Below are 26,405 nucleotides of genomic sequence, written 5' to 3' on the forward strand. Positions count from 1 at the left end.
GACCTTATCCGCCTAAACCGTACGAATCGCTGACCGCGTGACGGATGTCCTCGTCGTCGGGCGCCAGCCGGGCCGCGACGAGCAGGTCGGCTCGTGCCTCGTCGGCCCGTCCGCAGGCGCGGAGGGCGACGGCCCGGTTGAACCGCACTTCGGCGCCGTCGTCGAGGTCGAGCGCCCGGGTCAGGTCGGCCACCGCCGCCCTGGCGTCTCCCTGGCCGAAGGCCAGCCGCCCGCGTCCCGCCCAGGCGGCGGCCAGGTCGGGCTGGAGCGAGATCGCCCGGTCGAAGGCGGCGCGGGCCAGGTCGGCACGGCCATCGGCCTCCTCCACCTGGCCCAGCACGCAGAGCAGGTGAGCGTTGCCGGGGTCGAGCTCCAGGCCGCGCTCGACGTCGCGCCTGGCCTTGCCGTGCTGCCCGAGCGCGGCGTGCAGCCCGGCGCGGTTGACGTAGGCGGGGGCGAAGGCGGGGTCGAGCTCCAGCGCGTAGCCGAGGTCGGACAGCGCCCCTTCGAGGTCGCCGGCGCCGAAGCGGATGCCCGCCCGGTTGTAGTGCGGCTCGGGGAAGGGCGGGCTGATGCGCATCGCGGTCTCGTAGTCGGCCAGCGCCTCCTCCTGGCGGCCGAGCTCGACCAGCAGGTTGCCCCGGTCGAGGTAGTGATCGGGGTAGCCGGGGTCGATCGCGATGGCGCTGCCGTAGTCGGCCAGCGCCTCCTCGGTGGCCCCGCGCAGCTGGGCGCGGTTGGCCAGCAGCACCATCCGGTGGATCGGGTGGCTCTCGCCCAGCGCGGAGGCGACCTCGATGGCCTCCTCGACCAGCGCCGCCGCCCGGTCGGGGCGGCCCAGCCGTACCTCGACCAGGGCCCGGGTGTTGAGGTCGAAGCTCAGGTGGAAGGCGCGCTCGCGGGGGTCGGGCAGCAGGGACGTGATCGTGATCGCCTCGTTGATCCAGCCCAGCGCCTCTTCCGGGTCACGCCGCGACGGGTCGCTGTGCCGTACCAGGATCGTCGCGGTCTGGCAGGCCGCCGTGGCGCGCGCGACCGGGTCGACGCAGGTGCGTCGGGAGCGGTGGTACAGCTCCAGCGCCTCGTCCTCCCGCTCGATGGCCGCCAGCGCGCCGGCCGTACGGCTCAGCAGGGTCCAGTCGTCGGGCGTCCTGGCCAGCGCGGCCAGGCCGCTCTCGGCCATGGCGTGGTGGAGGCCCTCGTTGCGCAGCCGTTCGAAATCCGTGACGAGCGGCAGCCCCGAGGGCAGGTCACGGCCGCGCTCGACGCGCACCCGCGGAACCCGGCGCGCGAGAACCACAAGGAACTCGCGGTCGGTCTGGTCGGCTTCGTCCAGATTGTCGACGATCACCGTGACCGCCCCGGGCAGCGCGTCGCGGACGAACTCGGCCAGCCCGTTGGCGATCCGCAACGTGCGGCGCGCGCCGGGCACCAGGATGCGCTCCTGCGACGGCAGCCCGTCGGCCAGCGAGGTCCTGCGGGCGGCGACCCCGAGGTGCGGGGCGGCGACCCGCAGCTCGATGTCGTGCGCGGCGACCAGCTCGGTCCGCGCCTTGGGGACCAGCGTCTCCAGCAACCCGGCGGCGAGCGTGTACGGCCCGCGCAGGCGGCGGTCGGCGTCGACCACGATCGTGTTCACGAGAAGGCCCTCCCGAGCATGAGAGAGCCGGCGCTCCTGTCCAGAACGCCGGCTGATCTACTGGCTACGCTCCGTGCCTGGGGGCCGCGGCCCCGGCAGGCTTGACGGTCCCGGGCTTGTAGACGATGACCTTCTTCATGTGCGACCTCTCCTCGAACGGGTTGACGACTTATGTCAACACGAGTGAACTCAGAGATCAAGGTTCGAGGTGATAATCGATCATTCCTGAGCGAGTTCGCGCCGGATGTCCTCGTCGTCCGGGTCGAGGGACGCCGCGTGGCGCAGGTCCTCCAGCGCCTCCGGCTCGCGGCCGCACGCACGCAGCGCGACGGCCCGGTTGAAGTACAGCTCGGCCGACTCCTCCAGCTTCAGCGCCTGGGTCAGGTCGGCCACGGCGGCCTCGTGATGGCCCTGGGCATACTCCAGCTCGCCCCTGCTGGCCCAGGCCGCCACCAGATCCGGCTGGAGCTCCAGCGCGGCGTCGAAGGCCTCCCTGGCCTCCGCCCTGCGCCCCGCCGCCGCCTGGACCTGGCCGAGCACGCACAGCAGGTGCGGGTTGGCGGGATGCAGGGCCAGGCCCCTGGCCGCGTCCACCGCCGCCTCGCCGTAGCGGCCGAACTCCGCCAGCAGCCCGGCCCGGTTGACGTAGGCGGGCGCGAAGGCGGGGTCCAGCTCCAGCACGTAGTCGAGGTCGGTCAGCGCCCCCTCGTGGTCACCGGCGGCGAAGCGCAGCTCGGAGCGGTTGTAGTACGGCTCGGGAGAGGGCGGGCCGAGCCGCATCGCGCTCTCGTAGTCGGCCAGCGCCTCCTCGTCCCGTCCGAGCTTGGCCAGCAGGACACCGCGGTCGAGGTAGTAGTCGGGGTAGTCAGGATCGAGGGCGATCGCCCGCGAGTAGTCCTCGACGGCCGCGTCGGAGACCCCCTTGAGCAGGGCACGGTTGGCGTACAGCACCATCCGGTGGATCGGGTGGCGCTCGCCCAGCGTGGCGGCCAGCCCGATGGCCTCCTCGACCAGCTCGGCCGCCCGGCCGGGGCGGCCCAGCCGTACCTCGACCAGGGCCCTGGTGTTGAGGTCGAAGCCCAGGTGGAAGGCGCGCTCGCAGGGGTCGGGCAGCAGGGACGTGATCGTGATCGCCTCGTTGATCCAGCCCAGCGCCTCTTCCGGGTCACGCCGCGACGGGTCGCTGTGCCGTACGAGCAGCGTGGCCATCGAGCACGCCACCGACGCACGATGCTTCGGCTCGGTGCCCTCGCGTCTGGCCAGCTGGTACAGCTCCCAGGCCTCGTCCTCGCGCTCGATCGCCTCCAGCGCGCCCGCGGTGCGGTGGATCATGGTCCACCACTCCTCGCTCGACGGCTCCAGCCGGGGCAGCGCGTCGAGCCCTGATTCGGCCATCGCGTGGTGCAACCCCTCGTCGCGGTAGCGCCCGAAATCCGAGGGCAGCGGCAGGCCGCTCGGCCGCGACTCCCCCGGCGTGATCGTCAGGTACGGCACGCGCCGCCGGACCACCTCGACCAGTTCGGCATCGGTCGGGTCGGCCTCGTCCAGGTTGTCCGCGATCACCGCGATCGGTTCGGCGAGCGCGTCGCGGAAGAACTCCGCCAGCCCGTTGGCCAGCCACAACGTGCGCCGCGCGCCTGGGATGAGGATGCGCTCGCCCGGAGCGAGCCGGATGGAACGTTCCTGGACCAGGTGGGGCGCCGCCACCCGGATCTCGCGCTCGTGCGCCTCCACGAGCGGCGCGGGCGCCCCCGGCACCAGCAGCTCCAGGAGCGCGGCCCCCAGCGTGTACGGCCCCCGCAGGCGGCGGTCGGCGTCGACGACGGGCACTTCGATCCCCTCACCCAGGCTGTTTCCGGCAACAGAAAGGCCGGCGTCCCTGTCCAGAACGCCGGCCGACAGTACTCAGCTCTTGTGCCGCGGCGCGGCGGCTCCGGACGGCTTCACGGTTCCGAGCTTGTGGACCACGACCTTCTTCATGCGCACCTCTCGCTTTCTTTCCGCGAGATCGCCCCCACTGCACCTTGGTGGCGATCCCGACATGACCGACTCATGTGAACACGGGAAGATTGAGAGATCAAGGGCTGGGTCGGTAACGGACAATTCCCCATAAAAAAGGAACAACCCACGATTCCTCGCGGGGTGCCCAAAACCATTTCAGTCTCCCAGAATGGCGTCCACGAACACCTCCGGGTCGAACGGAGCCAGGTCGTCGGCCCCCTCGCCCAGTCCCACCAGTTTCACGGGTACACCCAGTTCACGCTGGACCGAGACCACGATGCCGCCCTTGGCCGTGCCGTCGAGCTTGGTCAGCGCGATGCCGGTGATGTTCACCACCTCGGCGAACACCTGCGCCTGGCGCATGCCGTTCTGGCCGGTGGTGGCGTCGAGCACCAGCAGCACCTCGTCGACGGTCGAGCGCTTCTCGATGACGCGCTTGACCTTGCCGAGCTCGTCCATGAGGCCGGTCTTGGTGTGCAGGCGGCCGGCGGTGTCGACGATGACGGTGTCGGCCTTCTCCTCCAGCCCCTTGGCCACCGCGTCGAACGCCACGGAGGCGGGGTCGCCGCCCTCGGGGCCGCGCACGACGTCGGCGCCGACCCGGTCGCCCCAGGTCTGCAGCTGGTCGGCCGCCGCGGCGCGGAAGGTGTCGGCCGCGCCGAGCACGACCTTCTTGCCGTCGCCGATCAGCACGCGCGCCAGCTTGCCCGTCGTGGTGGTCTTGCCGGTGCCGTTGACGCCGACGACCAGCACCACGGCCGGGCGCTCGCCGTGTTTTTCGACGTGGAGCGTGCGGTCGAGATCGGGGTTGACCTGCGCCAGCAGCTGCTCGCGCAGCAGGGCGCGCACCTCCGCGGGCGTGCGGCTGCCGAGCACCTTCACCTTGGTGCGCAGCTCGCCCACGATCTCCTGCGTCGGGGTGACGCCCAGGTCGGCGGTGAGGAGGGTCTCCTCGAACTCCTCCCAGACGTCCTCGTCGAGCCGGTCGCGGGACAGCAGCTCCAGCAGGCCCTTGCCGAAGGCGTTCTGCGAACGGGCCAGCCGGGCGCGCAGGCGCACCATGCGACCGGCCGACGGCAACGGCACATCGATCTCGGGAGCCTTGACCATCGGCTCGGCGGGCCTGGTCGCCGGAGGCGGCAGCGTGGTGGTCGCCCCGCCCTCGTCGGCCTGGGCCGGGGCGGAAGCGGCGGGAGCCTCCTTCTCCGCTTCCTCGACCTTCGGCGGCGCCGCGGGCGGCGGCACCGGCTTGGAGGATCGCCGGAACATGAAGAACAGGCCACCGGCCGCCAGCAGGGCGACCAGGGCCACGATCACGATGAGGAGAAGAGAATCACTCACAAGTGTTTAGTTTTCCAGATCAACCCAGATGCTCACGACGATCAGACACGTTCGCGCAGCCGCTGGCTCACCACCTGGGTCACGCCGTCGCCGCGCATCGACACTCCGTAGAGCGCGTCGGCGATCTCCATCGTGCGCTTGTTGTGCGTGATCACGATCAGCTGCGAGCTCTGCCGCAGCTCCTCGAACAACGTCAGCAGGCGCTGCGTGTTGGTGTCGTCGAGGGCCGCCTCGACCTCGTCCATCACGTAGAACGGCGAGGGCCTGGCCTTGAAGATGGAGATCAGGAACGCCACCGCCGTCAGCGAGCGCTCGCCGCCCGACAGCAGCGACAGCCGCTTGACCTTCTTGCCCGGCGGGCGCGCCTCCACCTCGATGCCGGTGGTCAGCATGTCTTCGGGATCGGTCAGGATCAGCCTGCCGTCGCCACCGGGGAAGACCCGGCTGAAGATCTGCTCGAACTCGCGCGCCACGTCGTCGTAGGCGGCGGCGAACATCTGCTGCACCCGGTCGTCGACCTCCTTGACCACCGTCATCAGGTCACGCCGGGTCTTCTTGAGGTCTTCGAGCTGGCTGTTGAGGAAGGCGTGGCGCTCCTCCAGCGCCGCGAACTCCTCCAGGGCCAGGGGGTTCACCTTGCCGAGCTGGGTCATCTGCTTCTCGGCGATGCGCGCCCGCTTCTCCTGCTCCTCACGGACGTACGGCACCGCGGGGTCGCCCGGCACGGGCGCCCCGGGACCGTACTCGCCGATCAGCGAGTCGGTCTCGACGCCGAACTCCTCCATCGCCCGCTCCTCGAGCTGCTCCAGCCGCAGGCGCTGCTCGGTGCGGGCCACCTCGTTGCCGTGGACCCGGTTGACGAGCTTGTCGAGCTCGTGGCCCAGCTCGCGCACGTGGGCGCGGACCTGCTTCAGCTCGGCGTCGATGGCGACCCTGGCCAGATCGGCGTCGTCGCGCTCGCGGCCCGCCTGCTGGATGGAGGCCGCCAGGGTCGACAGCACCCTGCGGGCGGCCTCGGCGATCTGCTCGGCCAGCGCCGCCTGCCTGCGGCGCTTCTCGCGCTGCTCGACCGCCCTGACCCGTTCCTCGCGCTCCTGCTGGGCCTGGCGCACCAGCTGGTCGGCCCGGCCCTCGACGCCCCTGACACGCTCCTCCGCGGTGCGGACCTGCAGGCGTGCCTCCATCTCGCGCTGCCGGGCGGCGTCGCGGGTGGCGGCCAGCTCGTCGCGGGTGTCGGTGGTGGGCTCGGCCTCCAGCTCCTGGGCGTATTCGGCCTCGGCCAGACGCATCTCCAGCTCGGCGGCCTCCTCCTGGCCCTCCGCCCTGGACTCCTCGGCCGCGCGCACGCTGGTGTTGAGGCGCGCCGCCTCGGCCTCGGCCGCCTTGGCCGCCGCCTCCAGCTGCGCCACCCGCCTGGCCGCGGCGGCGTTGCGCTGGTCGGCCTCGCGTTGCCTGGCCCTGACCTGGTCGAGCCTGCGCTGGGAGTCGGTCACCCCGGCCTGGGCGTTGCCCGCCCCCTGCTGGGCGGTCGCCACCCCTGCCTGCGCCGCCTCCAGGGCGGCCTGGGCGGTGTGCTCGGCCTCCAGGGCGGTGTCGAGGCCGTGGGCGGTGGTCTCGGCGGTGAGGCGGGCCTCTTCCAGGGCCGCCACGGCCTCGTCGAGCGCCGCGCGGACCTGCAGCACGCTGGTGCCGCCGGTGGAGCCGCCGTGGGCGGTGTGGGCGCCGACCAGGTCGCCGTCCTTCGTGACGGCCTTCAGCGACGGGTCGGTTTCGACGAGGGAGCGCGCCTCGTGCAGGGTGTCGACGACGACGATGCCGTCGAGGAGGTGGTCGAGGGCGGCTCTCAGCTCGCCGGGGACGGTCACCAGGTCGGCGGCCCACTGACCGGCCGCGAGAGAACGCCGCGCCCCGCCGAAAGACCTCTCGCCGTCGCGGCGCCCGGAAAGGGCGGTTTCGGCGCCGGCGGTCATACCCGACGCCGCGCCGGTGTCGGAGCCCGCCACGACCAGGGCGGCGCGGCCGCCGCCTGAGGCGCGCAGGTGCTCCAGGGCCTCCACGACCGACTCCAGCGACTTGACCGTCACCGCCTCGGCGGCGGCGCCCAGGGCGGCGGCGATGGCCGCCTCAGCGCCCGGAGCGACCGTCAGCGAGGTCGCCAGCGGGCCGAGCACTCCCGGCAGGGACGAGGACAGCAGCGCGGCGCCGCCGTCGGCCCCCTGCGCCAGCCCCAGCTCCAGGGCCTCGCGACGGGCCTCCAGCGCGGCCACGGCGCGCTGGGCCTCTTGGTCGGCGGCCCGGGCCGTGCCCACGGCCGCCTTGGCCGACTGCAACGCCGATCGGGGGCCGCCCAGCGCGGCGGAGGCGGCCTCGACCGCCTCCTGCGCCTCGGTCGCCAGCGCGCGAGCCTCCTCCAGGGCGGCCTCGGCCACCGCGAGATCGGCGGCGAGCTCGGGATCGGCCTCCGGTTCCTCGTCGCGGGCGGCGGCCAGCTCGTCCTCGGCGCTCTGGGCGCGGGCGGCGGCGTCGAAGACGGCCTTCTGGAGCCGCCCGATCTCCTCCTCGGCCGCGCGGACCCGGCTGCGCGCCGAGTCGACCTGGCCGCGCAGCCTCACGAGCTCCTCGCGGCGCGAGGCGGCGGCGCGGGCGGCGGCGGCCAGCGCGCGCTCCTCCTCGGCCAGGGCCGCCTCGGCGTGCTGGCGGGCCTCGACGGCCTCCTCCATCAGTTCCTGGGCGGCCTCCAACTCGGCGGCCAGGATGAGCTCCTGCTCGCGTGCCTCGACGGCCTCGCGCTCGAGCTCCTCGGGGTCGCGCCCGCGCCGCTCGATCGCGGCGGCGTCGAGGGCGTGGCGGTGGCGCTCGCGGGCCAGCTGCTCGAGGCCCGTGATGCGCTCGCGCAGCGACGACAGGCGGAAGTAGGTCTCGTGGGCGGCCGACAGCCTGGGCTGGGCCTCGGCCTCCGCCGTCTCCAGGGCGGCCTCGCGCTCCTGCCCCTCCTCGAGGGAGGCCTCGACCTGGGCACGCCTGGCGATGATCGCGGCCTCGTCGGCGGCCTCGCGCTCCAGGGTGGCACGCAAGGTCACCACGTCGTCGGCGAGCAGCCGCAGGCGCGCGTCGCGCAGGTCGGCCTGGATGACGGCGGCCTTGCGGGCGATCTCCGCCTGCCGGCCCAGCGGCTTGAGCTGGCGGCGCAGCTCGGTGGCCAGGTCTTGCACGCGGGTCAGGTTGGCCTGCATGGCATCGAGCTTCCGCAGCGCCTTCTCCTTGCGCTTGCGGTGCTTCAGGACGCCCGCGGCCTCCTCGATGAAGGCCCGCCGGTCTTCCGGGCCCGCGTGCAGGACGGCGTCGAGCTGGCCCTGGCCGACGATGACGTGCATCTCGCGCCCGATGCCCGAGTCGGACAGGAGTTCCTGGATGTCGAGCAGACGGCAGGTGTCGCCGTTGATCGCGTATTCGGACTGCCCGCTGCGGAACATCAGCCGGCTGATCGTCACCTCGGTGTAGTCGATCGGCAGCGCGCCGTCGGAGTTGTCGATCGTCAGCGTGACCTCGGCGCGGCCCAGCGGCGGGCGCGAGGAGGTGCCGGCGAAGATGACGTCCTCCATCTTGCCGCCGCGCAGCGACTTGGCGCTGTGTTCGCCCATGACCCAGGCCAGGGCGTCGACGACGTTGGACTTGCCGGAGCCGTTGGGCCCGACGACGCAGGTGATGCCGGGTTCGAAGCGCAGGGCGGTCGCGGAGGCGAAGGATTTGAAGCCGCGCAGGGTGAGGCTCTTGAGGTACAAGCAATCGCCCCTTCCCTTGACAGCGCTTCCGGGAAAGCCTACTGGTCCTCACTGCCCGGCGAAGGCCGCTGTAGCCACTGGTCAGGGAAATGACGAAGGGACGTCCCATCCGGAACGTCCCTGTGATTTAGCGCTTCCGTCCACTCACGTGAGTGCCGGCTCGCGCTCCTGCAGGCGGTTGTACGCCTCATCTCGGCTTTGGGCCGCAAGAGCGTCGTTCTGGGCCTGAAGTCGGATGAGTTCTGCCTCGAGATCCCGGATTCGCTGCTGTAGACGGCGCATCTCCGAGACCATCCGAGGGTCAGGACCGCCGACGTGGCCGAGTAGAGCCTTCGCCATGGTAAAGGGTCCTCCACGCTGAGTGACCAGACTGGTTCGCGCACTTCTTCATTCCGCGGGAGGGGTGCGCGTGGTACCTAACAAGAGTCGCACCGGCAGAGTGGGCGGTCAAGTTGAACGCACCGCATAGACCTACCTGTGGGCACTCCCGACATACAAATATACCCTATTTGGCGCGTTTACGGGAAGGGGCTACCGCTCAACAAAACCGGCCAAACTACCTCGGGCTTCACTCCAGCGTTCCACCACTCCACGGACCTCGCCCGGCGTGTCGCAACCTCGAAGCAGGTCGAGGAGCTTGACGCACCGGTCCTCAGGACCTTCTGCAACGACTTCCACGCGCCCGTCGGGCATGTTGCGCGCCCAGCCGGCGAGCCCCAGCTCCAGAGCACGCGCCCGGGTCCACCAACGGAACCCGACCCCCTGGACCCGCCCACGCACCCAGACGGTGATCCTCACCGGGGCTTGCGCTGGCATTTCGGACAGCTGAAAGAGGAGCGGTTCATGAACGGGTCGCGCCTGATCGGCGTGCCGCAGCGCGAGCAGGGCAGCTCGCGCCTGCCGTACGCCTCCAGGGAACGCTCGAAGTAGCCGCTCTCGCCGTTGACGTTGACGTAGAGGCTGTCGAAGGAGGTGCCGCCCTGCGCCAGCGCGCTGGACATCACCTCGCGCACCGCCGCGAGCAGCTCGGAGATCTTCGGCCTGGTGAGGGTCGCCGTCGGCCTGGCCCAGTGCAGCCGGGCACGCCACAGCGCCTCGTCGGCGTAGATGTTGCCCACTCCGCTGATCAGCGACTGGTCGAGCAGCGCCCGCTTGATCTCGGTGTCGCGCGCCCTGAGCCGCTTGGCGAACACGTCGTCGTCGAAGGCGGGCTCGAAGGGATCGGGCGCGATGTGGACGATCGGCTCGGGGATCTGGCCCACCAGGGGGCTGACCATCATCTCGCCGAAGGTGCGCTGGTCGACGAAGCGCAGGTCGGGGCCGCCGTCGGTGAAGGCCACGCGGACCCTCAGATGACGCTCCACGACCGAGTCGACCAGCAGCTGGCCGCTCATGCCCAGGTGGGCCACGATCGCCTCACCCGAGTCGAGCGGCAGCCACAGGTACTTGCCGCGCCGCCGTACGTCGGTGACGGTGCGGCCCGCCAGAGCGGCGGAGAAGGCCGCCGCTCCGGGAAGGTGACGCCTGATCGCCCGCGGGTGCAGGACCTCGGCGAGCGTGATGGTGCGGCCCTTGACCCACTGGTCCAGGCCCCGCCGCACCACCTCGACCTCGGGCAGCTCCGGCATCAGGACCCTGCGGGCTGAGACTCGCGGGCCTCACGGGCGGCGCGGATGCGGTTCCACGCGGCCTCGGCGGCCTGCTGCTCGGCCTCCTTCTTGGAGCGCCCGTTGCCGGTGCCGTAGGCCTGGCCGCTGACCCGCACCTCGGCGGTGAAGGACTTGGCGTGGTCGGGGCCGCTCTCCTCGACGTGGTACTCGGGCACGCCCAGCGCCTCGGAGGCGGTGAGCTCCTGCAGCGAGGTCTTCCAGTCGAGCCCGGCGCCCAGCGAGGCGGAACGGATGATGAGCGGGTCGAAGAGCTGGTGCACGACCCTGAACGCCTCGTCGAGGCCCTTGTCGACGTAGACGGCGCCGATCAGCGCCTCCAGCGTGTCGGCCAGGATCGAGGACTTGTCGCGCCCGCCGGTGCCCTCCTCGCCGCGGCCGAGCCGGAGGTACTTGCCGAGCCCGAGATTGCGGGCGACGTCGGCCAGGGCACGCATGTTGACCACCGCGGCCCTGAGCTTGGCCAGCTGGCCCTCGGGCAGGTCGGGGTGGTTGCGGTAGAGGGTGTCGGTGACGACGAGACCCAGCACCGAGTCGCCGAGGAACTCCAGGCGCTCGTTGGTGGGCAGGCCGCCGTTCTCGTAGGCGTAGGAACGGTGCGTCAGCGCACGCTCGAGGATGTCGGGGTCGAGCTTGACCACGAGCACCTTGTCGAGCTCGTCACGCGCTACGTCGACGGCGATGGGTTTGGGAGCTGAGCCCACGTGCTTCCTCCTCGGACATCTTCCAGCAGCGAGCGATGGCTGGGAGATGCCCGAAAACGTGGTGGGCGTCGGGGACACGCTCCGGCGTCCACCACGGCCGCGGGCTACGAACCACCGCGTCGCATCTTGAACCGCCGATGCCGACCGGTTGCACCGGCCGGCACGTCAACGGTCGTGTGCGATCAGGCAGACGGCTCGATGACCTGGCGACGGTTGTAGGTGCCGCAGGTCGGGCACGCGATGTGCGGCTGCTTGGGCGAACGGCACTGCGGGCAGCTCACCAGCGCGACAGCAGTCGTCTTCCACTGGGAGCGGCGGTGGCGAGTGTTGCTCCGCGACATCTTCCGCTTCGGGACGGCCACGTCACTTCTCCTGATCGTTCTCGGTAACCAAACCTTGCAACGACGCCCAGCGGGCGTCGATCTTCTCGTGCCGGTGATCCGCGCCGGCCTCGGCCAGCCTGATCCCGCACTCCACGCAGAGCCCCTGGCAGTCGTCTTGGCAGACGGGGCTCAGCGGCAGTGCGAGCACCGCCGCGTCGCGGAACGTCGGCTCGAGGTCGAACAGTTCGCCGTCGAGCAGCGAATCCTCCTCCGAGGAATCCTCGTCGGAGTAGAAGAACAGCTCCTGGAGTTCGACCTCGATCTCGTCGGAGACCGGTTCGAGGCACCGCACGCACTCCCCTGCCAGAGGAGCCCGGGCCGTGCCGCTCACGAGCACGCCTTCCATCACCGCTTCGAACCGGAGATCCAGTTCGACTTCGGCGTCCTTGGGAACGCCGATCATGTCGACGCCGAGATCTGCCGGAGCCGGGAGAGACAAATGGATCTCTCGCATCGTGCCCGGCCGCTTGCCCAGATCGTGGGTGGAGAACACCCAGGGTGCGCGGGGGTCGAGGTGCTGAGTCATTCTGCTCTCGCTAGGCATGGCGAAGACCGTCGCCGTCGTACAAGGCCGAATAGAAACAATACCAGGCGCGGGTCAGCCCCTGAGACGCTCAATCAGCAGCTTGTGTACCAGGTCGGGCACGAGACCCGAGACGTCGCCGCCGTAGCGGGCGATTTCCTTCACTCTGCTGGAGCTCAGGAAAGAGTATTCGGGGTTGGTCGGCATGAACAACGTCTCCACGCCGGACAACCGGTAGTTGAGCTGCGCCATCTGCAGCTCGTAGTCGAAGTCGCTGACGACCCGGATGCCCTTGACGATGGCCGGGATGTCGTTGTCCTTGCAGAAGTCGACCAGCAGGCCGTGGAACTTCTCGACCTTGACGTTGGAGTACTCGCGGGTCACGGTCTGAAGGATCTCGATCCGCTCGTCGACCGTGAACAGGCTGCTCTTCTCGATGTTGATAAGCACGGCGACGGTCACCTCGTCGTACAACTTGGCCGCACGGCCGATGATGTCGAGGTGCCCGTTGGTGATGGGGTCGAAGGACCCCGGGCAGACCACGCGTCGCAAAACGCCTCCCCGGTTCTAAGGGTTCCCGGCGGCGCGACCGTACCAAACGGCCGCTTCGCCGTAACGACGGACCCTCTCCTCTACGTACCCACTCGGCCAGACCAGGTCGTCTCCCCTGCTCTCGCGTTCGTAGGCGATCACGGCGTCGGACGCCAGCCACCCGTTGTCGCGCAGCAGCTCCAGCACCTCGCCGGTGTTGGCCGCGGCGTAGGGCGGATCGGCGAAGACGATGTCGTACGGCTCGGCGCACGGTTTGGCGATCACCCGCTCGACCTTGTCGGCCACCACCCGCGCCTCCTGGGCGAAGCCGAGCGTCGCGATGTTGGCCTTGATCGTGCGGACCGCCCTCTGGTCGGCCTCCACCAGCAAGGCGTGCGCGGCGCCCCGGGAGACCGCCTCCAGCCCGATCGCCCCCGACCCGGAGTACAGGTCGAGGAAGCGCACCCCCTCCAGCCCCTGGAGCGACTCGAGCGTGGAGAAGATCCCCTCTCTGGCCCGGTCGCTGGTGGGTCTGGTCGCCTTGCCGGGCGGCGCCTGGATCCGCCGCCCTCCGGCGCTCCCCGCGATGATCCGACTCATGCCTCCATCCTCGCAGGTCAAGAGTGGACAAGTGTCGGCCTCGTATGCGCAAGGGTGATTCACAACGCCACCCCCGACCCGCATGATGATGACTGCGGCCTTCGAGGTGACCCACAGGGAGGCCGCCCGGCGTGATCGTGAGCCCTTCCGCACGCCGGAACCCTCGGCACCTGACCCGAGGGTGGGCCCAGGCGGGGACGGCATTCGGGGGGAGGCCGTCCCCGCAGCTGGGCACTTGCCCGCTGCGGAGCGCTCAGGTCTTCTCCAGGTAGCCGGCCTTCTCGTCGCGCAGCAGCCGGTCGATCTCGGCCCGCAGCCCGGAGTGCCCCTTCATCTCAGGATCCTTGCGCAGCAGCTCCAGCGCCTCCGCCCTGGCCGCCTCGATGACGTCTTCGTCGCGCAGCAGCTGCAGCAGCTTCAGTGACGACCGCTTGCCCGACTGGGCCGCGCCCAGCACGTCGCCTTCGCGCCGCTGCTCGAGGTCGACCCTGGACAGCTCGAACCCGTCGAGCGTGGCGGCGACGGCGTCGAGCCTGGCCCTGGCGGGAGTGTTCTCGGCGAACTCGGTGACCAGCAGGCACAGGCCCGGCAGGCCGCCTCGTCCGACCCGGCCGCGCAGCTGGTGGAGCTGGGAGACGCCGAACCGGTCGGCGTCCATGATGACCATGACCGAGGAGTTGGGCACGTCGACGCCCACCTCGATGACGGTCGTGGCGACCAGCACGTCGACCTCGCCGCGCGAGAACGCCTTCATGATCGCGTCTTTCTCCTCCGGCGGCAGCTTGCCGTGGAGCACCGCCACCCGCAGGCCGCGCAGGGGGCCGCTCGCGAGCAGCTCGGCGACCTCCAGGACCGCCAGCGGCGGACGCCGGTCTTCGCCGCCGGACGCCGACAGGTCGCCCTCGTCGCCTTCGAGGTCGCCGATGCGCGGGCAGACGATGTAGGCCTGGCGGCCCAGCCCGACCTCCTCGCGCACCCGCTCCCAGGTGCGGTCGAGGTAGTGGGGCTTGTCGGCGGCGGGCACGACGTGCGAGGTGATCGGAGCCCGGCCCGAGGGCAGCTGCGAGAGCGTGGAGACCTCGAGGTCGCCGAAGACGGTCATGGCGACCGTGCGCGGGATCGGGGTGGCGGTCATGACCAGCACGTGGGGCCGGCCGCCCGACACCTTCTCGCGCAGCGCGTCGCGCTGCTCGACGCCGAAGCGGTGCTGCTCGTCGACGACGACCAGGCCGAGCTCGGCGAACTGCACGTGCTCCTGCAGCAGCGCGTGGGTGCCGACCACGATGCCGGCGGCGCCCGAGGCGGCGTCGAGCAGGGCCGAGCGGCGGGCGGCGGCGCCCATGGAGCCGGTGAGCAGGCCGACGGTGGTGCCGCCGAACATGCCCCCGGCGGCCAGGTCGCCGAGCATGGCGCTGATCGAGCGGTGGTGCTGCTGGGCCAGGACCTCGGTGGGGGCCAGGAGCACGGCCTGGCCGCCGGAGTCGACGACCTGGAGCATGGCGCGCAGCGCGACCACGGTCTTGCCGGCGCCCACCTCGCCCTGGAGCAGCCGGTGCATGGGGTGCTCCAGGGCGAGGTCGCGCGCGATCTCCTCGCCGACGGCCGACTGGCCCTCGGTGAGGGTCCACGGCAGGCGCTCGTCGAACTGGTCGAGCAGCCCTCCGGCGACCCGGGGCCGCGCCTTGGCCGGCCAGGAGGTGGCGGCGATGCGCCGCTGCAGCAGCACCGCCTGCAGCACGAACGCCTCGTCGAACTTCAGCCGCTCGCGCGACCTGGTCACGTCGCCGAAGTCGCGCGGCCGGTGGATGGCCTCCAGCGCCTCGGCCAGCGGCATCAGCCGGTGGCGGGCGCGCACCTCGGCGGGCAGCGGATCGTCGAGGGGGCCGAGCGTGTCGAGCACCACGCCGATCGCCCGCCTGATCACCCAGGGCGTCAGGTCCTTGCCCGCCGGATAGATCGGCACGGGCGCGTTGGCGAACTCCTCGGCCGACGCCGAGCCCGTCTCCTCCTCGAAGAGCTCGAACTCGGGATGGGCCAGCTGCCAGCGCGGGTGGGCGCGCGAGCCGAACTGCCCGACCTTTCCGGCGAACATGCCGCGCCTGCCCGGCTTGAGCCGCGACTCGGCGACGTGGGAGCCCTTGCCGAAGAACGACAGGTAGATCTTCGCGCGGTTGCCGTCGACCACCTCGACCTCGAGCCAGGTGCCGCCGCGGTTGCGCATGGGTTTGCGCATCAGCCTGGTCACCTCGCCCACGACGGTGACGTGCTCGTCGACCTCGAGGGCGTCGATCGCGGTCAGCTCGCCGCGCTCGGCGTAGCGGCGTGGGTAGTGGCGCAGCAGATCGCCGACCGTCTCCAGCTCCAGCACCGACTGCAGGAGTTTGGCGGTCTTGGGGTCGAGCGCCTTCCCGAGCGGCTCGTCAAAACGACTCACGCAGTCCGTTCTACCGTGCCGGGGCGACAGTAACGCCCTACTCCACTCCGATGAGCAACGGGTATCCGCCCTGACCGCCCTCGTAGACGACCACCTCGACCAGCGGCCCGAGGTGGTCGGCGACCGCCTGGGCCAGCGAAGGCGGCGCGTCCTTGCCGGTGACCAGCGTCACCAGCTCGCCGCCGCCCGCCACCATGCGCTGCACCAGGCGCATGGACAGCTCGCCGAGATCGGGGCCGAGGTCCACCACGTCGCCGTCGATCAGGCCCAGCACGTCGCCGGGACGGCACACGCCCGCGCTGGTCATCGCCTGGCGGTCGGCGACGGTGACGTGGCCATACCTGGTGTGCCCCGCGGCGTCGGTCATCGCCACCACGTCGTCGTCGAAGCGCCGCAGCGGGTCGTGGACGGCCAGCGCGGCCAGTCCCTGGACGGTCGCCTTGGTCGGCAGGACGCTGACCACCACGCCGTCCTCGCGGGCGATCTCCGCCGCCGCGATGGACACCGCGCGCACGCCCTCGTCGTTGGGGAGCACCGCGACCTCGCTGCCCGCCTCCCTGATGGCCGCCAGCATCGCGGGAAGCGGCGGCGAGGTGCCGGGCTCGCGCCTGACCACGACGGCCCCCGCCTCCTCGAACAGCGCCGCGATGCCGTCGCCCGCGGCCACGGCCACCACGCCGCGCCCGGCGTTGCCGCGGTGGGTGCGCTCGGCCAGGTAGGTCACCCTGATGCGGTGCGGGCGGCCCACGCGCAGGCCCGCCTCGATCGCCTGGCCGGCGTCGTCGCAGTGCACGTGCACGTTCCACAGGCCGTCGCCGCCGACGATCACCAGCGAGTCGCCCATGCCGTCGAGCTCGTCGCGCAGGTTGCCCAGCGACGGGGCGTCGAGCAGGTACATGACCTCGTATCCCGCGCCGGCCTCGGTCATCGGCACCACGGGCGCGGTCGGCGCGGGCACCTCGTAGCGCCGCGGCCCCGACCCGGTCAGCACCGACACGAGCGTGTCCAGGATGATCGCCAGGCCCGCCCCGCCGGCGTCGACGACGCCGCTACGGGCCAGGACCTCCAGCTGCCCTGGCGTCCGGCTGAGCGCCGACCGCGCCTCCGCCGCCGCGCACCTGGCGACCTCTTCGAGGTCACCTTCAAGATCTCGTACGGCTGTCGCCACGGCTTCGAGCACGCTCAGCACGGTGCCCTCGACGGGTCTGGCCACCGCCCCGCGCGCCAGCTCCGCACCCCTCACCAGCGCGCCGCGCAGGTCGGACTCGCCGTTCTTCAGCACCTCGGCCAGTCCGCGCAGCGCCTGGCTGACGATCACGCCGGAGTTGCCGCGCGCGCCCACCAGCGCGCCGTACGACAGGGTCTGCCACACCACGGCCACGTCGACGTCGTCGGGAAGCGACTCCACGGCCTCCGCGGCCGACAACATCGTCATGTGCAGGTTCGTGCCCGTGTCGCCGTCGGCGACGGGGAAGACGTTGAGCGCGTCGATCTCCGCCCTGGCCCGGCCCAGCGTGTCAGCCGACAGCCTGGCCCAGCGCCGCACCGCGGGCGGGTCGAGAACCGTGCTCACTCTCGCGCGCTCCTCGGTGTGCGGTATCTTGGATGTCAGGAGAATATCCCCACGAACCGGGCCCTGTTGAGTAGCTCTGCCGAGCTCGCGTGGCACCCATCCATCCGGATCGGATATCCTCGACTAGCTCGCCGGTTGTCCCGGCATGCCCTCCGCAAGGCCAAGCATCAGCGGAACGGGCTGTATATCGACTGTTTGAAGGAGCGATACCGTGGCTTCCGTCTGCGATGTCTGCGCCAAGGGCCCGACCTTCGGCAACAACATCTCCCACTCCCACCGCCGCACCCGCCGCCGGTGGAACCCGAACATCCAGACCGTTCGCGCGGTCGTCGGCGGCACGCCGAAGAAGCTGAACGTCTGCACCTCGTGCATCAAGGCCGGCAAGGTCACCCGCTAAGGCCTTCGGCGAAGCGAGGCGAAGCCCGGCGCACCCCGCCGGGCTTTTGTCATGCCCGAAACGGGAAGACGCTCAGCGCCACTTCCAGGCGTGGTCGACCGGGCCGATGCCGTCGCCGAGCGGGAAGCCGAGCCCGATCGCCCCGGTGACGTAATCCTTGGCCTTGCCCACCGCTCCCGGCACGTCGTCGCCCAGCGCCAGGTGCGAGGCGATCGCCGAGGCCAGCGTGCAGCCCGTGCCGTGCGTGTGCCGGTTGTCGAGCCGCTCGGCCCTGAACAGGTGCTCCCGGTCGCCGTCGGTGAGCAGGTCGACCGGCTCACCCGGCAGGTGGCCGCCCTTGATGAGCGCCCAGCGCGGCCCCAGCTCCAGCACGGCGTCGGCGGCGCGCCGCAGGTCGGACTCTGACTCCACGCGCACGCCCGTGAGCTGCTCGACCTCCCACAGGTTGGGCGTGACGACCGTCGCCACCGGCAGCAGCAGTGTCTTGACCGTGTCGACCGCCTCGGGGGCCAGCAGCGGGTCGCCGTGCTTGGAGACGCCCACGGGATCGACCACCACGGGCGCGGGGTAGGCGGCCAGCGCGGTGGCGACCGTCTCCACGAGCACGGGAGAGGCCAGCATGCCGGTCTTGATCGCCTGCGCCCCGATGTCGCCGAGCACCGAGTCGAGCTGCGCTCGCACGGCCTCGGGAGGCAGCTCCCAGTAGCCCTGGACGCCCAGGGAGTTCTGCGCGGTGACGGCGGCGATGACGCTCATGCCGTGCACGCCCAGGGCCAGCATGGTCTTGAGGTCGGCCTGGATGCCCGCGCCTCCGCCGGAGTCGGATCCGGCGACGGTCAGAACACGTGGAGGGGTACGAAGCGACACGCTTCCTATCCCATCACACACTCCGCGCCGACCACGCCACAGGTCGAGGGCTCCTCCGCCTGGCCGTACGCGCTGACGGTCACCGTGGCCTGCCCGCCCTCGGCCAGCTCGCCGGGCAGGTCGAGGATGAGCAGGTCGCCGTCCTGGGTCCAGTTGGCTCCCGCCACGTCGAAGACGTCGCCGGAGACCGGGACGGTGACGGTGGCGGCGCTCAGCGGCGAGCCGGTGTGGTTGGTCACCGAGACCTCGGCGGTGTAGCCGCGCCTGCCCTGCTCCAGGAGGTCGAAGGTGACGCCGACCTGGCTGCTGCTCTGCCGTCCGAAGGTGTCGGTGGTCGGCTCGACCGTGGGCCGGCCGTCGTCGCCCGGGTCGTCCTGGAAGATCGGAGCGTCCTCCTTCTCGGTGGAGGTGGGCTCGGCGGTCGGCGACGTCTCCGTGAAGTCCGGGGACGGTTCGCTGACCGGGCGCTGGGTCTGTTTCAGCTTGCTCTTGGTGGGCGTGGGCCTGGCCGGGCGCGGTGTGGTCGTACGGCCAGGCGTGCGCGCGGTCGGAGACTGCTCCGACTCCGGGGTCTGGTCCGCCTCGGTCTGGGGGCTCTCGTCGGCCGCACCGGAATCGGAGACGGTCGGCAGGGGCTGGCCCGAGGCCGCCTGGCAGGAGTCGCCCGTGCACTCGGCGGACGACGACGAGCTCACCATCCGCACGCCGACCACGGAGCCGCCGAGCACCACCGCGACCGCGGCGACGGCCAGCAGGGCCGCCTTGCCCCGGCCCTGAGCGCCTCCTGGCGGCCGGCCGCCGGAACGCGGGCGTCGCCGTCCGCGCCTGCGCCCTTCGTCGCCAGGCAGCTCCTCGCCACCGGACCAGCGCGAGCCGCCGGTGTCGTCGTTGCCCCACCCCGAGTCGTCGTTGCTCCAGCCGGAGCCCAGGAAGGCGGTCTGGCTCTCCGCCCACGCCGGGACGGGCGCTCCGGCGACCTTGACGTCGCCGCGTTCGGGGGGCGGCGCGTTGAAGGAGGCCCGCTGGTCCCAGGGGACCTCTGCGGTCTCGTCGAGCGCCTGGTGGCGGCTGTCCTGCGGAGGCAGGTGGTAGGGCTGCTCCGGGGCAGGCCTGGCCCACTGGCCGGTCACCGCCGGCCTGTCGGGCGGTTGCGGCCATGCGGGCTGAGAAGCGGGTTGCTCGGGGGCGGGCTGCTCGGGGGCGGGCCGTTCGGCCGGCCAGAACGCCCCTGTCGAGACGGACTCCTCCGACCAGGACCACGAGGCCCTCGGATCGGTCTGATCCGCCCCACGCTGATATTCGCTCTCCGATCCACCGCTGCCGTGGCGGCCCATAGTCGCCCTTTCTGCCGGGTACAGTGGCCGCCAAACTTCATAACACCTTTACTACGCCTTTGTCACAACTTTCCCGTGTGTCACGCGAGAGTCAAGGCATGTCAGGACTGAAGTGGTCCCAGCCCCGCGACGGCGCGACACGCCCGGCGACCTGCACGCCCTCACCCTCGACCACCCTGCCTGCAACGTTCCACCCCGCCGTGAGGCATATGTCACTCGGGAAGACCGCCGCGAGCGCGTGATCCTCCCCTCCGGCCAGCACCCAGTCGAGCGGATCGGCCCCCGCTTCGGCCGCGGCCCGGGCCACCGCGTCGTCGGCCCGCAGCAGCTCGGGGTCGAGCACGATGCCCACCCCGCTGGCCGCCGCGATGTGCCCGAGATCCTGCACCAGACCGTCGCTGACGTCGAGCATCGCGGTCGCCCCCAGCCGCGCGGCCTCGGGTCCGGCGGCGTACGGCGGGCGGGGCCGTCGATGGACCTCCACCACCTCTCCCGAGGCGTCCTCGCCGTACTTCTCCAGCATCGCCAGCCCTGCCGCTGAGTACCCCAGCAGCCCGCTGACCGCCACGACCTGTCCCGGCCTGGCCCCCGAGCGCAGCACGGGAGCGCGCCCCTCCAGGTCGCCCAGGACGGTCACGCCCATGACGACCAGCGGGCAGCGGGTGATGTCGCCGCCCGCCACGCTCGCCCCCACGAGGGCGCACTCGTCGCGCAGCCCGTCGGTCAGCGCCTCCAGCCATTCGACGGGGAGATCGGCGGGCAGCCCGAGCCCGACCACGAGCGCGGTCGGCACGGCTCCCATGGCCGCCGCGTCGGCCAGGTTCTGGGCCGCCGCCTTCCTGCCGACGTCGTACCCGCTGGACCAATCGCGGCGAAAGTGCCTACCCTCGATCAACAGATCAGTTGACACGACGACACGCCCATCGGAGGCGCTGATCATCGCAGCATCGTCACCGGGACCGACCAGGACCGGCGCGCCTTGGGGCAGACGAGCGGTAATGCGGCCTATAGCACCAAATTCGCCAATATTTCCAACTGTGATGACGCACCTCCAACAGGCAACAGGGTACGGTGGCCCTTCGGCGTGATCCAATTGCCCGGGAGGACGCAATGGTGCAGGCCTACATCCTGATTCAGACCGAGGTTGGCAAGGCGGCCGACGTGGCCAGAGAGATCGCCGCGATCCAGGGGGTCACCCAGGCCGAGGACGTCACCGGCCCGTACGACGTGATCGTGCGCGCCGAGGCCAGGAACGTGGACGAACTCGGCAAACTCGTCGTCGCCCAGATCCAGGCCGTGGACGGCATCACCCGCACTCTGACGTGCCCTATCGTGCACATATGAGAAGCTTCGCCCTGCTCAGCCTGCTCGTGCTCGCCGGTTGCGGCGCAGCCGTACAGGTGGAACCTCCGGTTCCGCAGGGCGAGGCGGCCGCGGCGTGCGGCCGCCTCAGTGGATCTCTGCCCGCGCAGTTGGCCGGGCTGGAGCGCGGCCGGTCCAGCCCGGAGTCGGCGTATGTCGCCGTCTGGGGGGACGGCGAGATCGCGCTGCGCTGCGGCGTGTCCAGGCCCAGCCAGATGGCGCCCACCGACCAGCTCCTGGAGATCAACGGGGTGGGCTGGTTCGCCGACCCCGACACGCCGACCCTCTTCACGGCCGTCACCGACACGGCCTACGTCGAGGTGACGGCCGCGCGCACGCACGAACCCGCCGAGGTCCTGGCCGACCTGTCGGAGCCGGTCAAGACGGCCACCACGACGAGCTAGCGAAGCCCAGGCTCGCGGCGCAGGGCGAGCTGGATGAGGTGGTCGACCAGCTGCGGGTAGTCGATCCCCGAGTGCGCCAGCAGCTGCGGCGCCACCGACAACGAGGTGAACCCGGGCAGCGTGTTGATCTCATTGAAGATCAGCTTGCCCTCGGGCGTGTAGAAGAAGTCGACCCGGGACACGCCCTCGCAGCCCAGCGTCTCGTAGGCCTTGACCGCCATCGCGCGCAGCTCCTCGGCCACCTCCGTGGGCAGGTCGGCCGGGACCGTCAGCGACATCTGCTCGGGGTAGTACTTGGCCTCGAAGTCGAAGAAGTCCTGGCCGCCCTCGACGATGACCTCGCCGGGCTGGGAGGCCAGCGGCGGCTGGTCGTCGAGCTGCTCCAGCACGGCGCACTCGACCTCACGCCCGTCGATGGCCGCCTCGATCAGCACCTTGGGGTCGTGCTCGCGGGCCAGCTCGACCGCCTCCTCCAGCGAGGCGCGGTCGTGCGCCTTGGAGATGCCGCGCGAGGAGCCCGCCCTGGCCGGCTTGACGAAGACCGGCCAGCCCAGCTCCTCGGCCTCCTTGAGCACCCGCTCCCTGTCGAGGCGCCAGTCGCGCTCGCGCACCACCACGTAGCGTCCGATCGGCAGCCCCGCGGCGGCCATGACGGTCTTCATGAAGGCCTTGTCCATGCCGGCCGCGCTGGCCAGCACCCCGGAGCCGACGTAGCGCACGCCAGCCATCTCCAGCAGGCCCTGGATGGTGCCGTCCTCGGCGAACGGGCCGTGCATCACGGGGAAGACCACGTCGACCTCACCCAGGCCCTGGCCTGGCTCGATCGAGACCAGCTCGCTGGAGGGCAGCGCCACCAGCGTGCCCGACTCGTCGACCACGGGCAGCTGCCCGCCCTCGATGGCGTAACGCTGGTCCCCGCCGACGAGCACCCACCGGCCGTCCTGGGTGATCCCGATCGGGATCACGTCATACTTGCTGGTGTCGATGGCCTGCAGCACACTGCCCGCCCCCATGAGGGAGACGGCGTGCTCCGAATTCCGGCCACCGAAAACGACGGCTACGCGTGGCTTGCTCATGTGAACCGAATCTACACGCCATACCGCTCAGGCTTGGGTGAGCGCGACATGAGCAATACGCCCGCTTCGGCAGGAGCCATCCCGTCATGCACCACTCCGACGACCACCTCGGTGATCGGCATCTCCACGTCGTGCTTGCGTGCCAGCTCCAGCACCGACTCCGCGGACTTGACGCCCTCGACGGTCTGCTTGGTGGAGGCGATGGCCTCCTCCAGCGTCATGCCGCGCCCCAGCTTCTCGCCGAAGGTGCGGTTGCGCGCGAGCGGCGAGTTGCAGCTGGCGATCAGGTCGCCCATGCCGGCCAGCCCCGCGAAGGTGTGCGGGTCGGCCCCAAGCGCGGCGCCCAGGCGGGAGATCTCGGCCAGGCCGCGCGTCATCATGAGCGCGCTGACGTTGTCGCCCATGCCCATGCCCTGGGCGACGCCGATCGCCAGCGCGATGACGTTCTTGATCGCGCCGCCGAGCTCCACCCCGACCACGTCGGGATTGGTGTAGGCGCGAAACCACGGCGGCACGTGGCAGGCCTGCTGGAGCCGGTCCATCACCTGCTCGTCGACGCACGACACCACGGTCGCGGACGGCTGGCCGCGCACGATCTCGCCGACGAGGTTCGGCCCCGAGACGACCGCCACCCGCTCGGCGGGCAGCTCGGCCACCTCCATCATGACCTCGCTCATGCGCTTGGTGGTGCCGAGCTCGATGCCCTTCATCAGGCTGACCAGCACCGCCCCCTCGGGCAGGTGCGGCTTCCAGGCCGTGAGGTTCTCGCGCAACGTCTGAGAGGGCACGGCCAGCACGACGAAATCGGCACCCTGGAGCGCCTCGGCGGCATCGGTGGTGGCGCGCAGCGTTTCGGGCAGCTTGACGCCGGGCAGGTAGTCGGGGTTCTCGTGCCGCCGGTTGATCGCCTCGACGATCTCGGTGCGACGCCCCTGGATGACCGTCTCCGTGCCGGCCTTCTCCAGGATCATCGCGAAGGCCGTGCCCCACGATCCGGCTCCGAACACCGCGGCCCTAGTCATCGGAGGGCTCCCACGGCTTCTCCGGCGCCTTCTCGCCGCGCAGCTCGGCCAGCTGGTGGGTGATGGCCATCATGATGTCGTTGGTGGCTTCCTTGAGCACCTTGCCGCGCATCGGCTGGCCTTCGTACTTCGACAGGTCGACCGGCTCGCCCACCGACACCTGGAAGGTCTTGCGGGGAAACGGCTTGGGCTTCGACGAGCCGTACGGCAGCAGCTCCTGGGCGCCCCAGTGGGCCACGGGGATGACCTTCGCGCCGGTCTCCAGCGCCAGCCGCGCCACGCCGGTCTTGCCCTGCATGGGCCACAGCTCGGGGTCGCGGGTGCAGGTGCCCTCGGGGTAGAAGAGCACGGCGGCGCCGTTCCGCAGGCGCTCACGCGAGATGTCGAGCGACTTGGCCGCGTCGGTGCTGCCACGGTAGACGGGGATGGCCAGCAGCGCCTTGACCGCCACCCGCAGCACCGGCACCTCGAACAGGCCCGACTTGGCCAGGATGACCGGCCAGCGGCCGTTGTTGTAGAGGAAGTGCGAGATCAGCACCGGGTCCGACCACGACAGGTGGTTCGCCGCGATGATCAGTCCGCCCTGCCGGGGAACCCGCTCGCCGTGGCGCCAGTCCTTCTTCACCAGCAGCCGCGAGAGCGGCTTGACGATCACTACGGCCAGCCACTCCCAGAAGCGGGTCGGTCGGTTGGGACGACTCACGGACTTTCCTCCAACAAACGCACGGATTGCGCCCCAATGTTCACACACGAAGTTGAGCCGCGATAGTTAACTCTTTGGCTTCCTCCCCCTCGCGGACGAGGGAGATTCTCGCAGCTCACGCCGCGAGGCATTCTGCTTCGACACCGCCTGCCCGCCCGGAGTCCTCCGTTGGGGTCTTACACCGGCTCCACAGACCGACACCGCCAGCCCGGCGGCCAGAAGGTTACGTGCCGCGTTCACATCCCGGTCATGAACCGCACCACAGCTTACGCACGTCCATTCACGAACTGCCAAGGGCATCGTCTTGGCGAGAACGCCGCAACGGGAGCAGAGCCTGGACGAAGGGAAGAAGCGGTCGACGACCACGACCTCCCGCCCGTACCAGCTCGCCTTGTACTCCAGCATGCGCCGGAACTCGGCCCAGGCCGCATCACTGATGGCGCATTTCCTGGTGCCGGGCGCGAGATCCTCGATCACGAGCGTTTGGTTCTCACGCACGAGTCGAGTGGTCAGCTTGTGCAGGTGGTCATGCCGGCGGTCACGGATCCGGGCATGGATCCGCGCAACCCGGCGTCCCGCCTTGACCCTGTTGGCTCCATCGCCCTTCTGCTTGCGAGCCAGGGAGCGCTGGGCTCGGGCCAGCCGCAACCGATCGCGGCGATCGTGCCGGAGGCCGGCGACCTTCTCCCCCGTGGACAGGATCATCAGATGGTCCGGCCCCGCACCGATCCCCACGTCCGCGTCACTCACCTGCAGCGGGACCAGGCTCGGATCGTCGCACAGCATCGACACGAACCACCGCCCCGCCCTGTCCTGGGACACGGTCACCATCGAAGGCGCGGCCCCCTCGGGGAGCGGTCGCGACCAGACGATGGCCAGCGGCTCCGTCATCTTCGCCAGGGTGAGAGTCCCGTCGCGGTAGCGGAAGGCAGAAGTGGTGTACTCCGCGCTCCTTGACGAGCGTTTCCGGCTCTTGAACCGCGGATAGCCCGCCTGCTTCGAGAAGAAGCTGCTGAACGCCGCCTGGAGGTGTCGGAGCGCCTGCTGGAGCGGAACAGAGGACACCTCGTTCAGGTAGGCCAGGTCCGCGGCCTTCTTCCAGGCCGTCAACATCTCCGACGTCTGGTTGTAGTTCAGCCGCTCCTGACGAGCCCATGCCTGGGTGCGTGCGGCGAGCGCCATGTTGTAGACCTTACGAACACAGCCGAACGTGCGCGACAGCTCCGCCGCCTGCGCATCGGTCGGGTAGAAGCGGTAACGGAACGCCCGCTTCCTGCGCTGCTCCATGGCCTCACAAATTAGCACACTAGTATGTGAGCACGATTGAAGGATTGTGATGGACGACGTCCCACCGGCTCAAGGAGCTCGGATGACGAACCGCTGGTCCCTGGTCATCCCGGTGAAGACCCTGGTCGCCGCGAAGACCCGGCTGGCAGCCGCGCTGGGGCCGCATCGCGAGCGCCTGGCCGTCGCCGTCGCCTGCGACACGGCCTCCGCCGCCCTCTCCTGCCCCGGCGTGGCGCGGGTCATCGTCGTCACCGCCGACCCCCTGGCCGCGGGGCCGCTGGGCGAACTCGGGGCCGTGGTGGTCCACGATCCGGACCGCGGTCTCAACACCGCGCTGCGCACCGGAGCCGCCCATGCCGTACGGCTCGCGCCGGACGATCCGGTGGGCGCCCTGCAGGCCGACCTGCCCGCGCTGCGCTCCCCCGAGCTGGCGCGGGTGCTGGAGCAGGACTTCGAGCAGGGATTCGTGCCCGACGCGCTGGAGGTGGGCACGACCTTCTACGGCGTACGGCCCGGCGTGCCGTTCACCCCGCGCTTCGGCGGCGAATCGAGGGCCAGGCACCTGGCGGGAGGGGCCAAGGAGCTGGCGCTCGACGGCATCGACTCGGTGCGCCGCGACGTGGACACCCCCGACGACCTGGCCGCGGCCATCGTGCTCGGCCTCGGACGGCACACCGCCGCGGTGGTCGGGGAACTGGAGCGAGCCGGACGCTGGCCGGTGCGCTGACCTGGGAGCTGGGGCGGGCTGGACGGTGGCCGGTGGCCGGTGAGCTGA

At 70.9% G+C, this 26,405-nt stretch carries 25 protein-coding genes; 4 read left to right on the top strand and 21 right to left on the bottom strand.

Annotated features, from left to right (window positions below; all coding sequences use genetic code 11):
• Positions 1-4: 4 nt before the first annotated feature.
• The 14 genes from ACIBH1_RS16375 to ACIBH1_RS16440 form a co-directional block, all read right to left on the bottom strand.
• Positions 5-1,639: a tetratricopeptide repeat protein gene (locus ACIBH1_RS16375; protein ID WP_397314563.1), complete on the bottom strand. Its 1,635-nt coding sequence runs from the start codon at positions 1,637-1,639 to the stop codon at positions 5-7.
• A gap of 219 nt (positions 1,640-1,858) precedes the next feature.
• The gene (locus ACIBH1_RS16380; RefSeq protein WP_397314564.1) at positions 1,859-3,469 is read right to left on the bottom strand and encodes a tetratricopeptide repeat protein; all 1,611 of its coding nucleotides are present in this window, start codon (positions 3,467-3,469) and stop codon (positions 1,859-1,861) included.
• Between the two features lie 327 nt (positions 3,470-3,796).
• Positions 3,797-4,981, bottom strand: coding sequence for a signal recognition particle-docking protein FtsY (gene ftsY, locus ACIBH1_RS16385; RefSeq protein WP_397314565.1), 1,185 nt, complete (start codon positions 4,979-4,981; stop codon positions 3,797-3,799).
• Between the two features lie 41 nt (positions 4,982-5,022).
• Positions 5,023-8,763, bottom strand: a complete 3,741-nt coding sequence (gene smc, locus ACIBH1_RS16390; RefSeq protein ID WP_397314566.1) for a chromosome segregation protein SMC — start codon at positions 8,761-8,763, stop codon at positions 5,023-5,025.
• Positions 8,764-8,907: 144 nt separating this feature from the next.
• On the bottom strand, positions 8,908-9,102 hold the full coding sequence (locus ACIBH1_RS16395; RefSeq protein WP_246379188.1) for a hypothetical protein: 195 nt from the start codon (positions 9,100-9,102) through the stop codon (positions 8,908-8,910).
• A gap of 192 nt (positions 9,103-9,294) precedes the next feature.
• The gene (locus tag ACIBH1_RS16400; RefSeq protein ID WP_397314567.1) at positions 9,295-9,579 is read right to left on the bottom strand and encodes an acylphosphatase; all 285 of its coding nucleotides are present in this window, start codon (positions 9,577-9,579) and stop codon (positions 9,295-9,297) included.
• On the bottom strand, positions 9,558-10,391 hold the full coding sequence (mutM, locus tag ACIBH1_RS16405) for a bifunctional DNA-formamidopyrimidine glycosylase/DNA-(apurinic or apyrimidinic site) lyase (protein WP_397314568.1): 834 nt from the start codon (positions 10,389-10,391) through the stop codon (positions 9,558-9,560). Before mutM ends, ACIBH1_RS16400 begins: the two co-directional genes overlap by 22 nt.
• The gene (rnc, locus tag ACIBH1_RS16410) at positions 10,391-11,113 is read right to left on the bottom strand and encodes a ribonuclease III (protein ID WP_181613081.1); all 723 of its coding nucleotides are present in this window, start codon (positions 11,111-11,113) and stop codon (positions 10,391-10,393) included. Before rnc ends, mutM begins: the two co-directional genes overlap by 1 nt.
• Positions 11,114-11,316: 203 nt before the next feature.
• Positions 11,317-11,496, bottom strand: coding sequence for a 50S ribosomal protein L32 (gene rpmF, locus ACIBH1_RS16415; protein ID WP_139632166.1), 180 nt, complete (start codon positions 11,494-11,496; stop codon positions 11,317-11,319).
• 1 nt (position 11,497) lies between these two features.
• A complete protein-coding gene (locus ACIBH1_RS16420) occupies positions 11,498-12,043 on the bottom strand; it encodes a YceD family protein (RefSeq protein WP_397314569.1) in 546 nt (181 codons plus the stop codon).
• Between the two features lie 72 nt (positions 12,044-12,115).
• Complete coding sequence (coaD, locus tag ACIBH1_RS16425; protein WP_397314570.1) at positions 12,116-12,592, bottom strand: pantetheine-phosphate adenylyltransferase; 477 nt, start codon at positions 12,590-12,592, stop codon at positions 12,116-12,118.
• 15 nt (positions 12,593-12,607) lie between these two features.
• The gene (gene rsmD / locus ACIBH1_RS16430) at positions 12,608-13,171 is read right to left on the bottom strand and encodes a 16S rRNA (guanine(966)-N(2))-methyltransferase RsmD (protein WP_397314571.1); all 564 of its coding nucleotides are present in this window, start codon (positions 13,169-13,171) and stop codon (positions 12,608-12,610) included.
• Between the two features lie 253 nt (positions 13,172-13,424).
• Entirely contained in the window at positions 13,425-15,605 is a 2,181-nt protein-coding gene (recG, locus tag ACIBH1_RS16435; RefSeq protein ID WP_397314572.1) for an ATP-dependent DNA helicase RecG, read from the bottom strand.
• A 37-nt stretch (positions 15,606-15,642) separates the two neighbouring features.
• Positions 15,643-17,178, bottom strand: a complete 1,536-nt coding sequence (locus ACIBH1_RS16440) for a DAK2 domain-containing protein (RefSeq protein ID WP_397314573.1) — start codon at positions 17,176-17,178, stop codon at positions 15,643-15,645.
• 211 nt (positions 17,179-17,389) lie between these two features.
• Between ACIBH1_RS16440 and rpmB the strand changes: the two genes are divergently transcribed.
• The gene (gene rpmB, locus ACIBH1_RS16445; RefSeq protein ID WP_181612732.1) at positions 17,390-17,575 is read left to right on the top strand and encodes a 50S ribosomal protein L28; all 186 of its coding nucleotides are present in this window, start codon (positions 17,390-17,392) and stop codon (positions 17,573-17,575) included.
• A gap of 72 nt (positions 17,576-17,647) precedes the next feature.
• On the opposite strand, the gene thiD is transcribed toward rpmB, so the two are convergent.
• From thiD to ACIBH1_RS16460, 3 genes are all read right to left on the bottom strand, one after another.
• Positions 17,648-18,442 (bottom strand): bifunctional hydroxymethylpyrimidine kinase/phosphomethylpyrimidine kinase, encoded by a 795-nt coding sequence (thiD, locus tag ACIBH1_RS16450; RefSeq protein WP_397314574.1) that lies wholly within the window; start codon positions 18,440-18,442, stop codon positions 17,648-17,650.
• A 5-nt stretch (positions 18,443-18,447) separates the two neighbouring features.
• Positions 18,448-19,572 (bottom strand): hypothetical protein, encoded by a 1,125-nt coding sequence (locus ACIBH1_RS16455; protein ID WP_397314575.1) that lies wholly within the window; start codon positions 19,570-19,572, stop codon positions 18,448-18,450.
• 295 nt (positions 19,573-19,867) lie between these two features.
• Positions 19,868-20,803 (bottom strand): thiamine-phosphate kinase, encoded by a 936-nt coding sequence (locus tag ACIBH1_RS16460; RefSeq protein WP_397314681.1) that lies wholly within the window; start codon positions 20,801-20,803, stop codon positions 19,868-19,870.
• Between the two features lie 83 nt (positions 20,804-20,886).
• Here ACIBH1_RS16460 and ACIBH1_RS16465 point away from each other — a divergent pair, with 83 nt between their 5' ends.
• Positions 20,887-21,120 (top strand): Lrp/AsnC family transcriptional regulator, encoded by a 234-nt coding sequence (locus tag ACIBH1_RS16465; protein ID WP_181612735.1) that lies wholly within the window; start codon positions 20,887-20,889, stop codon positions 21,118-21,120.
• Positions 21,117-21,542, top strand: a complete 426-nt coding sequence (locus ACIBH1_RS16470; protein ID WP_397314576.1) for a DUF3515 family protein — start codon at positions 21,117-21,119, stop codon at positions 21,540-21,542. Before ACIBH1_RS16465 ends, ACIBH1_RS16470 begins: the two co-directional genes overlap by 4 nt.
• Here the strand turns inward: ACIBH1_RS16470 and ACIBH1_RS16475 are convergent.
• The 4 genes from ACIBH1_RS16475 to ACIBH1_RS16490 form a co-directional block, all read right to left on the bottom strand.
• Entirely contained in the window at positions 21,539-22,618 is a 1,080-nt protein-coding gene (locus tag ACIBH1_RS16475; protein WP_397314577.1) for a D-alanine--D-alanine ligase family protein, read from the bottom strand. The genes ACIBH1_RS16470 and ACIBH1_RS16475 overlap by 4 nt on opposite strands.
• An 11-nt stretch (positions 22,619-22,629) precedes the next feature.
• Positions 22,630-23,640 (bottom strand): NAD(P)H-dependent glycerol-3-phosphate dehydrogenase, encoded by a 1,011-nt coding sequence (locus ACIBH1_RS16480; RefSeq protein WP_397314578.1) that lies wholly within the window; start codon positions 23,638-23,640, stop codon positions 22,630-22,632.
• Positions 23,633-24,343 (bottom strand): lysophospholipid acyltransferase family protein, encoded by a 711-nt coding sequence (locus ACIBH1_RS16485; RefSeq protein ID WP_397314579.1) that lies wholly within the window; start codon positions 24,341-24,343, stop codon positions 23,633-23,635. The genes ACIBH1_RS16480 and ACIBH1_RS16485 overlap by 8 nt, the downstream gene beginning before the upstream one ends.
• A gap of 66 nt (positions 24,344-24,409) precedes the next feature.
• Complete coding sequence (locus tag ACIBH1_RS16490; protein WP_397314580.1) at positions 24,410-25,630, bottom strand: RNA-guided endonuclease InsQ/TnpB family protein; 1,221 nt, start codon at positions 25,628-25,630, stop codon at positions 24,410-24,412.
• Positions 25,631-25,712: 82 nt separating this feature from the next.
• Between ACIBH1_RS16490 and cofC the strand changes: the two genes are divergently transcribed.
• A complete protein-coding gene (gene cofC / locus ACIBH1_RS16495; RefSeq protein WP_397314581.1) occupies positions 25,713-26,357 on the top strand; it encodes a 2-phospho-L-lactate guanylyltransferase in 645 nt (214 codons plus the stop codon).
• The last annotated feature ends 48 nt before the right edge of the window (positions 26,358-26,405 follow it).

Source organism: Nonomuraea sp. NPDC050663, from assembly GCF_044456985.1.
Lineage (GTDB): Bacteria > Actinomycetota > Actinomycetes > Streptosporangiales > Streptosporangiaceae > Nonomuraea.